The sequence below is a fragment of the Geothrix oryzisoli genome, from assembly GCF_022808865.1.
Taxonomy (GTDB): Bacteria; Acidobacteriota; Holophagae; order Holophagales; family Holophagaceae; genus Geothrix; species Geothrix oryzisoli.
The window spans coordinates 622935-635331 of record NZ_JAKZLB010000001.1 but is presented as its reverse complement, the minus strand read 5'-3'; the positions used below and the strand labels follow the sequence as shown (position 1 = coordinate 635331).

The following is a 12397-nucleotide window of genomic DNA, read 5'->3' as shown; positions in this document are numbered from 1 at the left end:
AGTTCCTCACTTGTAGCTGCGGGTCGCGAGGTGGACGTTCTCGAAGGCGAGCTGCTCGGTGTGGCGCACCGGAGCCTGGCCTTCGCCCTTGTATTCCCAGGCGGCCACGTGGGCGAAGTTCTCGTCGTCGCGGAGGGCCTCGCCTTCCTCGGTCTGCCATTCCTCGCGGAAGTGGCCGCCGCAGGATTCGCGGCGCTCGAGGGCGTCCAGACACATCAGTTCGCCGATCTCCAGGAAGTCGGCCACACGGCCGGCCGCCTCGAGGGACTGGTTCAGGTCGTTCCCGGTGCCGGGAATGCGGAGGTTCTTCCAGAACTCCTCGCGGATCTGCGGAATGAGTTCCAGGGCCTTCTTGAGCCCGGTCTCATTGCGGCCCATGCCGCACATCTCCCACATGACCTTGCCCAGTTCGCGGTGGAAGTGGGTCGGAGTCTCCTTGCCGCCGATGGACATGAGCTTGTCCGTGCGGTCGGTGACGGCCTGCTCTGCGGCCTTCACCGCAGGATCGTCGGCCTTGATGCGGGTGCCGGGCTTGATGCCGGCCAGGTAGCCGCCGATGGTGTAGGGGATCACGAAGTAGCCGTCGGCCAGACCCTGCATGAGCGCCGAGGCGCCCAGGCGGTTGGCGCCGTGGTCGGAGAAGTTGGCCTCGCCCAGCACGAAGAGGCCCGGGATGGTGCTCATGAGGTTGTAGTCCACCCACAGGCCGCCCATGGTGTAGTGGCTGGCCGGGAAGATGCGCATGGGCGTCTTGTAGGGATTCTCGTCCGTGATGCGCTCATACATCTCGAAGAGGTTGCCGTATTTCTCTTCGATCTTGGCGGCGCCCAGCCGCTTGATGGCATCGCTGAAGTCGAGGTAGACGCCCAGGCGGGTGGGCCCGACGCCGCGGCCCTCATCGCAGACCTGCTTGGCGGCGCGACTGGAGACGTCGCGGGGAGCCAGGTTGCCGTAGGAGGGGTACTTGCGCTCCAGGTAGTAGTCGCGGTCCTCCTCGGGGATCTCGGAGGCGGGCTTGCCGCAGTCCTCCTTGCGCTTCGGCACCCAGATGCGGCCGTCGTTGCGCAGGGATTCGGACATGAGGGTGAGCTTGCTCTGGTGGTCGCCGGTGACAGGGATGCAGGTGGGGTGGATCTGCGTGAAGCAGGGGTTCGCGAAGGCGGCGCCCTTCTTGTAGGCGCGCCAGACGGCGGTGCCGTTGCAGCCCTTGGCGTTGGTGGAGAGGTAGAAGACGTTGCCGTAGCCGCCCGTCGCGAGACAGACCGCATCCGCCACGTGCGAGGTGACCTCGCCGGTCACCATGTCGCGCGCGACGATGCCCTTGGCCACGCCGTCCACCACGATCAATTCCAGCATCTCGTGGCGGGAGAACATCTTCACCTTGCCGAGGCCGATCTGGCGCTCCAGGGCCTGGTAGGCGCCGATGAGCAGCTGCTGGCCGGTCTGCCCGCGGGCGTAGAAGGTGCGGCTCACCTGGGCGCCGCCGAAGGAGCGGTTGTCCAGCAGTCCGCCATATTCCCGGGCGAAGGGCACGCCCTGGGCCACGCACTGGTCGATGATGTTGTTGCTGACCTCGGCCAGGCGATGCACGTTGGCTTCGCGGGCGCGGAAGTCGCCGCCCTTGACCGTGTCGTAGAAGAGGCGATAGACGCTGTCGCCGTCATTCTGGTAGTTCTTGGCGGCGTTGATGCCGCCCTGGGCCGCGATGGAGTGGGCCCGGCGGGGGCTGTCCTGGTAGCAGAAGCACTCGACCTCGTAGCCGAGCTCGGCCAGGGAGGCGGCGGCGGCACCACCGGCGAGGCCGGAGCCCACCACGAGCACCTTGTACTTGCGCTTGTTGGCCGGGTTCACGAGCTTGAGATCAAACTTGTGCTTTTCCCATTTCTTGTCGATCGGGCCGTCTGGGATTCGGGAATTGAGTTCCATGGAGCGCTCCCTGGGATCAGTGGATGAAGCCGGTCAGGACGGCGATGGGGTAGGAGATGTTCACGCCCACCACGAGGACGGTCAGGCCGGTGGCGAAGGTGCGCCGCAGGCTGTCGTAGCGGGGATGGGCCAGGCCGAGGCTCTGGGTGCAGCTCCACACGCCGTGCCACATGTGCAGGCCGAGGCAGAGCTGGGCCACGATGTAGAAGCCGGCGGCCGCGGGGACCTTGAAGCCGTTCACGAAGTTGGCATAGGGATTGGCGTGGTTGAAGTTCGGGTGGACCGTACCGGTGGTCAGGTGCAGCAGGTGGTACACGATGAAGGCCGCGAGGATGAACCCGCTCCAGCGCATGGTCCGGGAAGACCAGGTGGAGGCGACGTTCTGCTGGGCCCGGTACCCGGTGGGGCGGGCGGCCATGTTGTCGAGGGTGAGGGTCACCGCGGCCCAGATGTGGAGGCCCGCCGCGGTGAGCAGCACGGCCCGGAACACCCAGATGCCCATGCCGTGGACCATGGTGTGCAGGAACTCGGCGTAGTGGTTCATCGCCTCGGCGCCCATGTAGGACGTCAGATTGCCCAGCATGTGGACCGTGACGAACCCGAAGAGGACGACGCCAGTGGCCGCCATGACGACCTTGCGGCCGACGGAGGACGCCAGGAAACCGTGGCCGCGTGCTTCCGCGCCCGCGATGCTCTGTTCAGCAACGGACATAGAGGGACTCCTTTGAAAAACGGGGAGATGGATCGGAGCGCCCGCGATCTGCGGCGGGGCCCGCTTTCAACGACAAGGCCATATCTGACCCGATTATCTTCGGACGCCCGTCGATTCCAAGCGGTAATGCTGAGGCAAGGGAAGCTGTGACAATGTGCATCTTCGATGCCAGGGCGGTGGCACCTCGGCCAGATGCCTGTCCTGAAGTCTTGCGGTTGCAATCCTCCATCCGCTAAAATCAAGCCCGATCTAGACATGATCTTTGGTGGAACGCCCCCGGGTGGGGGCCTGCGCCGCTTCCGCGCAGGCTTCCATGATGGGTTCCACCCTCAGCCGCTCCCCCCTTTCAGTCCCTCTCTCCTTAACTCAACTGGAGGAACAACCATGGTGACGATGAAACGTCTCCTTGACTCTCTGGCCTCGACCAGACTCTTCAAGGGGGGGGTGACGGCGCTCTTCGCCCTTCTTCTCTCGACGCCAGCCTTCGCCGGTGGCGAGGCCGATCTGAAAATGCCGGCCCTTCAGGGCAGCTTCATGGGCATGACGGGCCACAACCTGCTGCTGATCGGTCTCTTCATCTGTCTGCTGGGCATCGGCTTCGGTCTGGTGCAGTACGCCCAGATCCGCAACCTCCCGGTCCACAAGTCCATGCTCGAGATCTCCGAGCTGATCTATGAGACCTGCAAGACCTACCTGATGACCCAGATCAAGTTCATCGCGGTCCTGTGGACGTTTATCGCGCTCGTCATCATCGCCTACTTCAAGTACCTGGCGACCCCGCAGATGGATTGGCCCAATGTCATCGTGATCCTGCTCTTCTCGATCATCGGCATCCTGGGCTCCGTGGCGGTGGCCTGGTTCGGCATCCGCATCAACACCTTCGCCAATTCCCGTACCGCTTTCGCGAGCCTGCGCGGCAAGCCCTTCCCGACCATGGAGATCCCCCTGAAGGCCGGCATGTCGATCGGCATGCTGCTGATCTCGGTGGAACTGCTCCTCATGCTCGCCATCCTGCTGTTCGTCCCCGGTGACGCCGCCGGCCGCTGCTTCATCGGCTTCGCCATCGGCGAGTCCCTCGGCGCCGCCGCCCTGCGCATCGCCGGCGGCATCTTCACCAAGATCGCCGACATCGGCTCCGACCTCATGAAGATCGTCTTCAAGATCAAGGAAGACGATGCCCGCAACCCCGGCGTCATCGCCGACTGCGTGGGTGACAACGCGGGCGATTCCGTCGGCCCCACGGCGGATGGCTTCGAGACCTACGGCGTCACGGGCGTCGCGCTCATCACCTTCATCCTGCTCGCGGTCAAGGATCCTGCCATCCAGGTCTCCCTGCTGGTGTGGATCTTCGTCATGCGCGTGGGCATGATCCTCACGTCGGGTCTTTCCTATTGGGTCAACGGCCTGTGGGCGAAGGCGAAGTACGGTGCGGCCGCCAAGTTCGACTTCGAAGTGCCCCTCACCACCCTGGTGTGGCTGACCTCCATCGTCTCCATCGTGATGACCTACATCCTGTCCTACGTGCTGATCGGCAAGCTGCCCGACCACCTGTGGTGCAAGCTCTCCACCATCATCACCTGCGGCACCCTGGCCGGCGCCCTGATCCCTGAACTGGTCAAGGCCTTCACCTCCACCAATTCCGGCCATGTCCGCGAAGTGGTGACGGCCTCCAAGGAAGGCGGCGCCTCCCTCAACATCATCTCCGGTCTCGTGGCGGGCTACTTCTCCGCCTACTGGATGGGCCTCACCATCGTCGCCCTCATGGGCGCCGCCTATTACGTGTCCACCTTCGGTCTGGCCGGTTTCATGGAAGCTCCGGCCATCTTCTCCTTCGGCCTGGTGGCCTTCGGCTTCCTGGGGATGGGCCCCGTCACCATCGCGGTGGATTCCTACGGCCCCGTGACCGACAACGCCCAGTCGGTCTACGAACTCTCCACCATCGAGACCATCCCCGGCATCGAGGCTGAGATCCAGAAGGACTTCGGCTTCAAGCCCGACTTCGAGGAAGCCAAGATGTTCCTCGAAGAGAACGACGGCGCCGGCAACACCTTCAAGGCCACGGCCAAGCCTGTCCTCATCGGCACCGCGGTCGTGGGTGCCACCACCCTGATCTTCTCCATCATCCAGGTGCTGAACGGCAAGTTCGGCGTCCTGAAGGTGGTCGAGGGCCTGTCCATCATCAACCCCCTCTTCCTCCTCGGCCTCATCACCGGCGGCGCCATCATCTTCTGGTTCTCCGGCGCGGCCTGCCAGGCCGTGGCCACAGGCGCCTACCGGGCGGTGGAGTTCATCAAGCAGAACATCAAGCTGGACTCCGGCGCCGAGAAGGCTTCGGTCGAGGATTCCAAGAAGGTCGTGGAGATCTGCACCCAGTACGCCCAGAAGGGGATGTTCAACATCTTCCTGGCCGTATTCTTCTCCACGCTCGCCTTCGCCTGCCTGAACCACTTCTTCTTCATCGGCTACCTGATCTCCATCGCCGTCTTCGGTCTCTACCAGGCCATCTTCATGGCCAATGCCGGCGGCGCCTGGGACAACGCGAAGAAGCTCGTGGAGACCGAACTCAAGGCCAAGGGCACCGAACTCCACGACGCCTGTGTCGTGGGCGACACCGTGGGCGATCCCTTCAAGGACACCTCCTCAGTGGCCATGAACCCAGTCATCAAGTTCACGACCCTCTTCGGCCTCCTGGCCGTGGAACTGGCCATCGGCCTGAACCCCGTCACCGCGCACATCGCGGCGCTGGTCTTCTTCCTGGTGTCCACCGTCTTCGTGTGGCGCTCCTTCTACGGCATGCGCATTCCCACCGTGGACACGAAATAGCCCCTTACCATCAAGGTTATTCCTGTGAGGAGGGACCCTTCGGGGTCCCTCTTTGTGTGATACCTTGTATCGTGAGGTCATGTTTATGCGGCGATTATTTCATATTTCACTCACCCTGTTGGCTTGCGGAGGTCTCATGGCTGCCGATCCTGCCTTGACGCCGCCCACCGCACCCCAGAAGGCCCACACGAACCTCTGGCACGGCGAGAAGGTGGGCGATCCCTGGTTCTGGTTGCGGGAGAAGGGCAACCCCGAGGTGGTGGCCTACCTGAACGCGGAGAACACCTATACCGAGGCCATGACCAGGGGGCTGCAGCCCTTCTCCGAGGCCCTCTACAAGGAGATGCTGGGGCGCATCAAGCAGACGGACCTCAGCGTGCCGGTCCGCCGGGGCGCCTTCTACTACTACTCCCGCACGGAGGAGGGCAAGCAGTACCCCATTCAATGCCGCCGGCGGGCGGGGAAGGGCGGCGGTTACGATGAGCAGGCCGCCGAGGAGATCCTGCTGGACCAGAATGAACTCGCCAAGGGCCTGAAGTTCCTCAGCCTGGGCGGCATGGCCGTGAGCGACGACGATCGCACCCTGCTGTTCAGCACCGATGCGACGGGCTTCCGCCAGTACAAGCTGTTCACCAAGGATCTGGCCACGGGCCGCGTGGCGGGGCCCCTCGCCGAGCGGGTGACCTCCTTCGCCTGGACGGCGGATTCCCGGCACCTCTTCTTCGTCACCGAGGATGATGTCACCAAGCGCTCCGACAAGCTCTGGCGCCTGGACCTCCAGGGTGGCAAGCCCGAGCTGGTGTTCGAGGAGAAGGACGAGCTCTACCGGGTTGACCTGGGCCGCACCAAGGACCGCAAATACCTGCTGGTGGAGAGCCAGTCCACGGATACCTGGGAGACGCGATATCTGGCCACCGCCAAGCCCATGGGAGCGTTCAAGGTGCTCCTGCCCCGCGAGAAGGGCCACAAGTACGCCCTGGAGCATCGCGCGGGGACCTTCTACATCCGGACCAACAAGGGGGCGAAGAACTTCTGCGTGGTCACCGCCCCGGTGGCCACGCCGGATCCCAAGCACTGGAAGACCTTCATCCCCCATCGCAAGGATGTGCTGATCGAGGGGCTCGAGCCCTTCCGGGACTTCCTGGTGGTGGCCGAGAAGAGCCAGGGCCTGGATCGGTTCCGCATCCAGGACCTCAAGACCGGGGCCTGGAAGGGGGTGACCTTCCCCGAGCCCGTCTATGCGGCGTTCCCCGGAGGCACTCCCGAGTTCACCTCCCGGGTTTTCCGGTTCTCCTACCAGTCCATGGTGACGCCCCAGAGCGTGTACGACTGCGACATGGCCACCGGGAAGCAGACCCTGCTCAAGGAAACCGAAGTGCTGGGTGGCTATGACAAGGCCCAGTACGTCACCGAGCGCCAGTGGGCGACGGCCCGGGACGGGGCGAAGGTGCCCTTGTCCGTGGTCTACCGGAAAGGCGTGAAGCGGGACGGTTCCGCACCGCTCTTCCTGTACGCCTACGGCTCCTACGGCATCGGCATGCCGGCCTCGTTCTCCATCCCCCGCCTCAGTCTGCTGGACCGGGGCATGGTCTACGTCATCGCCCACATCCGGGGCGGCAACGAGATGGGCGAGGCCTGGCACGACGACGGCATGCTCATGAAGAAGATGAACACCTTCACGGACTTCATCGATTCGGCGGAGTTCCTGGTGAAGGAGAAGTGGACCAGCAGGGATCGGCTGGTCATCGAGGGCGGCAGCGCCGGCGGCCTGCTCATGGGCGCCGTCACCAACCTGCGACCCGACCTCTTCAAGGCGGTGCATAGCGCCGTGCCCTTCGTGGACGTCATGAACACGATGATGGATGCCAGCCTGCCCCTGACCGTGGGCGAGTACCTCGAGTGGGGCAACCCCAACGAGAAGACCGCCTACGACTATATGCGGGCCTACAGCCCCTACGACAACCTGGCGAAGAAGGCCTATCCGGCCATCCTCGTCACCACCAGCTTCAACGACAGCCAGGTGATGTACTGGGAGCCCGCCAAGTATGTCGCCAAGCTCCGCACCCTCAAGACCGACACCAACCCCCTGCTGCTGAAGATCAAGATGGACCCCGCTGGCCACGGCGGCGCCTCGGGTCGCTACGACGCCTTGAAGGACAAGGCCTTCGAAACGGCCTGGATGCTCCATCAGGTGGGCATCACCAAGTAGTCGTTCCCGGCTCCAAAGGGCGCGTTCGCGCCCTTTGGAGATGGAAAAAGCGTATTAGAATAAGGGGGCGCGGCAATCGCCGCGCCTTTCTATGTCCGGAAGCCCATGTCCCTTTCTGAAGAGATCCAGCGGCGGCGAACCTTCGCCATCATTTCGCACCCCGACGCGGGCAAGACCACGCTGACGGAGAAGCTGCTGCTCTACGGCGGCGCCATCGACCGGGCGGGCAGCGTGAAGGCGCGCGAGGGCGGATCGGCCGCCCACTCGGACTGGATGAGCATCGAGCAGGAGCGCGGCATTAGCGTCACCTCCGCGGCCATGCAGTTCGAATACCTGGGCCGGGCCATCAACCTGCTGGACACGCCGGGCCACCAGGACTTCAGCGAGGACACCTACCGGGCCCTCACGGCGGCGGATTCCGTGGTGATGCTCCTCGATTGCGCCAAGGGCGTGGAAGAGCAGACCAAGAAGCTGTTCCGGGTGGCCCGTGAGCGCAGGCTCCCCATCTTCACCTTCGTGAACAAGCTGGACCGCCCCGGCCGGGAGCCTGTGGAGTTGATCGACGAGGTGGAGGAGCTCTTCGGCCTCCACGCCGTGCCCATGACCTGGCCCATCGGCTCCGGCACCGATTTCAAGGGCGTCTACGTCCGCGCCACGGGGCAGATCCAGGTCTTCGAGCGGGCCAAGGCGGGCCGGAAGGCCCGGGTGGCGGGGCAGGGCGGGCTGGATGACCCCGAGATCGCCGCTCTGCTGACGCCGGCCGAACTCCAGCAGCTCAAGGATGATGTGGACCTCATGAACCACGTGTTGCCGGCCTTCGACCGGGAGGCCTTCCTCCGTGGCGAGCAGTCACCCATGTTCTTCGGCTCGGCCGTGAACAACTTCGGCGTGGCCGAGTTCCTGGAAGAGTTCCTGGACCTGGCTCCGGCCCCGGGGGCGCGGCCGCTCATGAACGGGGGCGAGGTCGCGCCCGAGCAGCCCTTCACAGCCTTCGTGTTCAAGGTGCAGGCCAACATGAACAAGGCCCACCGGGACCGCGTGGCCTTCGCCCGCATCGTGTCCGGGAAGTTCGACCGGGGCATGGACGCCCTCCACGTGCGGGAGAAGAAGTCCATCAAGCTGAACTACCCTCACATGTTCTTCGGCCGCGAGCGGCAGATCGTCGACGAGGCCTACCCCGGCGACATCCTGGGCCTCATCAACCCGGGCCTCTTCCGCATCGGCGATGTGCTCAGCGCCGCCGGACCCATCGAGTTCCATGCCGTGCCCCGCTTCTCGCCCGAGCAGTTCGCCTCCGTGCGCCTGGCCGATCCCGGCGCCCGCAAGGGCTTCCTGAAGGGCCTGGGACAGATCGCGGAAGAGGGCGTGGTGCAGGTCTTCTGGCCCAAGGGCGGCGCGCCGCTGCCCATCCTCGGTGCCATTGGCCGCCTGCAGTTCGAGGTGCTCCAGCACCGCCTCAAGGACGAATATGCCTGCCCCGTGCTGCTGGAGCCCCGCGGCTTCCAGATGGCCCGCTGGATCGAAGGCGGCTGGCCCGAGCCCAGCCGCTTCTGGGGCGAGCTGGTCGAGGACGTCGAGGGCAACCCCGCCATCCTCTTCGAGAACGACTGGCAGCGGCGGACCACCGCTGAGAAGAGCCCAGGCCTGACCTTCCTGGAACATCCGCCCAAATAGGAAAACGGCGCTTCCGCGCCGTTTTCCTGGTCTCGGGACGCCCAGCGTTGGGGGGCGGCTGCTAGGCCTTCGCGAAGATATCCATGACCGAATGCAGCAGCTCGATGGCTTCCTTCTTGGGGCGCTGGAACGCATTGCGGCCCATGATGCTGCCGGAGGCGCCGCCCGCGGCGATCTCGGCCACTTCCTTCAAGACCTCCTCGGTGCCCTTGGCCTCGCCGCCGCTGAAGATCACAATCCGGCGGCCGTTGAAGGCGCTGCGGACCACCTCCTTCACGCGGTCGGTGAGGGTGTCGATGGCGATGCTGTTCTTCTCGAAGGTCGCGGCGGCCTCCTTCACTTCGAGGTGCTTCTTGGGCGGTTTCACCTTGATGATGTGGGCGCCGAGCTGGGCGGCGATCTGGGCCGCATAGCCGGCCACGTCCACGGCGGTCTCGCCGTCCTTGGTCAGGCCCGCGCCGCGGGGGTAGGACCACACGATGGTGGGCAGGCCCACCGCCTTGGCTTCGAGGATCAGTTCCCGCAGGCTCTCATACTGGATGTTGCGGTCGCCGCTGCCGGGGTAGATGGTGTAGCCGATGGCCGCGCAACCCAGGCGGAGGGCATCTTCCACGCTGCCGGTGATGGCGCTGCAGGGCTCGTGGCCCTTGCTGAGACAGTCACTGTTGTTGAGCTTGAGGATGAGGGGGATGTCCCCGGCATAGTCGGAGGCCACGTGCTCGATGAAGCCCAGAGGCGCCGCGTAGGCGTTGCAGCCGGCCTCGATGGCCAGCTCCACGTGGTAGCGGGGATCGTAGCCGGCCGGGTTGGGCGCGAAGCTGCGGGCCGGGCCGTGCTCGAAACCCTGATCCACAGGCAGGATCACGAACTTGCCTGTACCGGCCAGGCGGCCCGTGTTCATGAGCCGGGCCAGATTGGCCTTCACGCCGGGGTTTTCGGAGCTGTACCAGGACAGGATCTCGCGGACTTTGGCCGTGGCCATGGGATCACCTCACATGGATTCAAACGGCCATTCTAGCTGGAAATGGCCGATCTGGCTTGCGTCAAGACTGGGCTCAGGCCTTGCTGTAGTCGTAGAACCCGCGCCCGCTCTTCTTGCCGAGCCAGCCCGCGTCCACGTATTTGATGAGCAGGGGGCAGGGACGGTACTTGGGGTCGCCCAGGCCCTCGTGCAGGACGTTCAGGATGAAGAGGCAGGTGTCCAGGCCGATGAAGTCCGCCAGGGTGAGCGGGCCCATGGGATGGTTCATGCCCAGCTTCATGATGCCGTCGATGCTTTCCACGCTCGCCACGCCTTCGTAGAGGGCGTAGATGGCCTCGTTGATCATGGGCAGCAGCACGCGGTTGCTGACGAAACCAGGGAAGTCGTTGCAGTGGATGGGGGTCTTGCCCAGCTTCCTGGAAAGGTCCATCACGGCGTCGAAGGTCGCCTCTCCCGTGGCCAGGCCGCGGATGACCTCGATGAGCTGCATGACCGGCACGGGGTTCATGAAGTGCATGCCGATGAAGGCTTCGGGGCGCTTCGTGACCGCGGCCAGCTTGGTGATGGAGATGCTGCTCGTGTTGGAAGCCAGGATGGCGCCGGGCTTGCAGACCTTGTCCAGGGTCTCGAAGATCTGCTTCTTGACCTCCCACTTCTCGGTGGCGGCCTCGATGACGATGTCACAGCCCGCCAGATCCTCGAGCTTCGTGGTGGTGCGGATCCGGCCCAGGACGGCGGCCTTCTCGTCGGCCGTCATCTTGCCCTTGTCCACGCCCCGCTGGAGGTTCTTGTCGATGGTGGCCACGCCCTTGGCGGCGAAGGCCTCGCTGATGTCCTGCATCAGCACGCTGAAGCCCGCCTGGGCGAAGACGTGGGCGATGCCATTGCCCATCTGGCCCGCGCCGATGACGCCGATGTTCTGGATGCTCATCGCGATTTCTCCTCAATCCCTCAAGCATAGCGGAGGATGGGGTCACCAGTTCGCCAGCAGGGCGGGCAGGTCGCGGATGGAGTCGAGCACCGGGAAGGGGCATTCCACTGGACTGGCGACCACTTCATGGGCCCAGGTCAGGTGATAGGGGATGTGGATGGCGCGGCCCCCCAGGGCCAGCACGGGGAGGATGTCGGACTTCACGGAGTTGCCCACCATCGTGAAGGTCCCGGGCTGGAGTCCATGGCGCTGGAGGAGGGCCGCGTAGGTGGCCTCGTCCTTCTCGGAGACGATCTCCACCCGCGAGAAATGGTGGCCGAGGCCGGATTTGGCCAGCTTGGTCTCCTGATCGAAGAGGTCGCCCTTGGTGATGACCATCAGGTCGAAGGTCGCGGCCAGCTGCGCCAGCACCTCGGCCACGCCGGGAAGCGGCTCCACGGGCTTGTCCAGCATGGCCTGCCCCAGCTCCAGCACCTGCCGGACGCCCGCGCCGTCGAGGCGGGACTCGGTCAGCTCCAGGGCGGTCTCGATCATGGATAGGGTGAAGCCCTTGATGCCGTAGCCGTACCGGCGGAGGTTGCGCATCTCCGTGTCATGGAGGCGGGCGTCGATCCAGGCATCGTCGTGGAAGGGGCGCAGCAGGGCCCGGAAGGCCTCCTGGGTCTCGGCGTAGAGGGTTTCGTTGTGCCAGAGAGTGTCGTCGGCGTCGAAGGCCAGGGTAGGGCGCATGGGGATCCCGGCAGGAAAGTCCCAGCCTACAATGAAGGCTTCCCGGAGTATCCATGGCCGCTTCCAAGACCCGCACCGACTGGGCCCTCCTGCTGCTGCGCCTTGCCGTCGGCGGCATGGCGGTGCTGCAGGGCTTCGAGGTGCTCCGCCGCGCCCACGGGGCCATCACCATGGCCCATGCCTCCACCTGGGGACTGGCCCTGGGTGAGCTGGTCTGTGGGGCCCTGATCCTCCTCGGCATCTGGGTGCCTCTGGCCGGCGGCCTCCTGGTGGCCGTGCTGGGCTGGCCTCTGGTGCATGGCTGGATCCATGGCGCCGGTCCCCTGTCGAACCTGCCTGCCCTCTTCCGCCTGCTCGTAGGCCTCGCCTGCGCCGTGGGCGGTGGCGGGAAGTGGGCCCTGGAGAAGTAGC

The 12397-nt window shown here is 65.0% G+C and carries 9 protein-coding genes; 4 read left to right on the top strand and 5 right to left on the bottom strand.

What is annotated here, in order from left to right:
- Window positions 1–6 precede the first annotated feature (6 nt).
- Both MLE43_RS02835 and MLE43_RS02830 read right to left on the bottom strand, forming a co-directional pair.
- Complete coding sequence (locus tag MLE43_RS02835) at window positions 7–1926, bottom strand: fumarate reductase/succinate dehydrogenase flavoprotein subunit (protein WP_243301525.1); 1920 nt, start codon at window positions 1924–1926, stop codon at window positions 7–9.
- A 16-nt stretch (window positions 1927–1942) separates the two neighbouring features.
- A complete protein-coding gene (locus MLE43_RS02830) occupies window positions 1943–2638 on the bottom strand; it encodes a succinate dehydrogenase cytochrome b subunit (protein ID WP_243301523.1) in 696 nt (231 codons plus the stop codon).
- Window positions 2639–3031: 393 nt separating this feature from the next.
- Here MLE43_RS02830 and MLE43_RS02825 point away from each other — a divergent pair, with 393 nt between their 5' ends.
- The 3 genes from MLE43_RS02825 (at window position 3032) to MLE43_RS02815 (ending at window position 9344) form a co-directional block, all read left to right on the top strand.
- Window positions 3032–5461, top strand: coding sequence for a sodium-translocating pyrophosphatase (locus MLE43_RS02825; RefSeq protein WP_243301520.1), 2430 nt, complete (start codon window positions 3032–3034; stop codon window positions 5459–5461).
- 136 nt (window positions 5462–5597) lie between these two features.
- The gene (locus MLE43_RS02820) at window positions 5598–7670 is read left to right on the top strand and encodes a S9 family peptidase (RefSeq protein WP_243301518.1); all 2073 of its coding nucleotides are present in this window, start codon (window positions 5598–5600) and stop codon (window positions 7668–7670) included.
- A gap of 105 nt (window positions 7671–7775) precedes the next feature.
- Window positions 7776–9344: a peptide chain release factor 3 gene (locus MLE43_RS02815; protein ID WP_243301517.1), complete on the top strand. Its 1569-nt coding sequence runs from the start codon at window positions 7776–7778 to the stop codon at window positions 9342–9344.
- Window positions 9345–9405: 61 nt separating this feature from the next.
- Here MLE43_RS02815 and MLE43_RS02810 read toward each other — a convergent pair whose 3' ends face one another.
- The 3 genes from MLE43_RS02810 to MLE43_RS02800 form a co-directional block, all read right to left on the bottom strand.
- Window positions 9406–10326, bottom strand: a complete 921-nt coding sequence (locus tag MLE43_RS02810; protein WP_243301515.1) for a class I fructose-bisphosphate aldolase — start codon at window positions 10324–10326, stop codon at window positions 9406–9408.
- Window positions 10327–10399: 73 nt separating this feature from the next.
- Window positions 10400–11257 (bottom strand): 3-hydroxybutyryl-CoA dehydrogenase, encoded by an 858-nt coding sequence (locus MLE43_RS02805; RefSeq protein ID WP_243301513.1) that lies wholly within the window; start codon window positions 11255–11257, stop codon window positions 10400–10402.
- A 42-nt stretch (window positions 11258–11299) separates the two neighbouring features.
- Window positions 11300–11986 (bottom strand): HAD family hydrolase, encoded by a 687-nt coding sequence (locus MLE43_RS02800; protein WP_243301511.1) that lies wholly within the window; start codon window positions 11984–11986, stop codon window positions 11300–11302.
- 53 nt (window positions 11987–12039) lie between these two features.
- Between MLE43_RS02800 and MLE43_RS02795 the strand changes: the two genes are divergently transcribed.
- Window positions 12040–12396 carry a hypothetical protein gene (locus MLE43_RS02795; protein WP_243301508.1) on the top strand — a complete coding sequence of 119 codons (357 nt, stop codon included), beginning with the start codon at window positions 12040–12042 and terminating at the stop codon, window positions 12394–12396.
- Window position 12397 lies beyond the last annotated feature (1 nt).

Bases quoted from the DNA above. Each gene is read 5' to 3' on its own strand.
- MLE43_RS02835 (WP_243301525.1), bottom strand. From the start codon at position 1,926: ATGGAACTCAATTCCCGAATCCCAGACGGCCCGATCGACAAGAAATGG.
- MLE43_RS02830 (WP_243301523.1), bottom strand. From the start codon at position 2,638: ATGTCCGTTGCTGAACAGAGCATCGCGGGCGCGGAAGCACGCGGCCAC.
- MLE43_RS02825 (WP_243301520.1), top strand. From the start codon at position 3,032: ATGAAACGTCTCCTTGACTCTCTGGCCTCGACCAGACTCTTCAAGGGG.
- MLE43_RS02820 (WP_243301518.1), top strand. From the start codon at position 5,598: ATGGCTGCCGATCCTGCCTTGACGCCGCCCACCGCACCCCAGAAGGCC.
- MLE43_RS02815 (WP_243301517.1), top strand. From the start codon at position 7,776: ATGTCCCTTTCTGAAGAGATCCAGCGGCGGCGAACCTTCGCCATCATT.
- MLE43_RS02810 (WP_243301515.1), bottom strand. From the start codon at position 10,326: ATGGCCACGGCCAAAGTCCGCGAGATCCTGTCCTGGTACAGCTCCGAA.
- MLE43_RS02805 (WP_243301513.1), bottom strand. From the start codon at position 11,257: ATGAGCATCCAGAACATCGGCGTCATCGGCGCGGGCCAGATGGGCAAT.
- MLE43_RS02800 (WP_243301511.1), bottom strand. From the start codon at position 11,986: ATGCGCCCTACCCTGGCCTTCGACGCCGACGACACTCTCTGGCACAAC.
- MLE43_RS02795 (WP_243301508.1), top strand. From the start codon at position 12,040: ATGGCCGCTTCCAAGACCCGCACCGACTGGGCCCTCCTGCTGCTGCGC.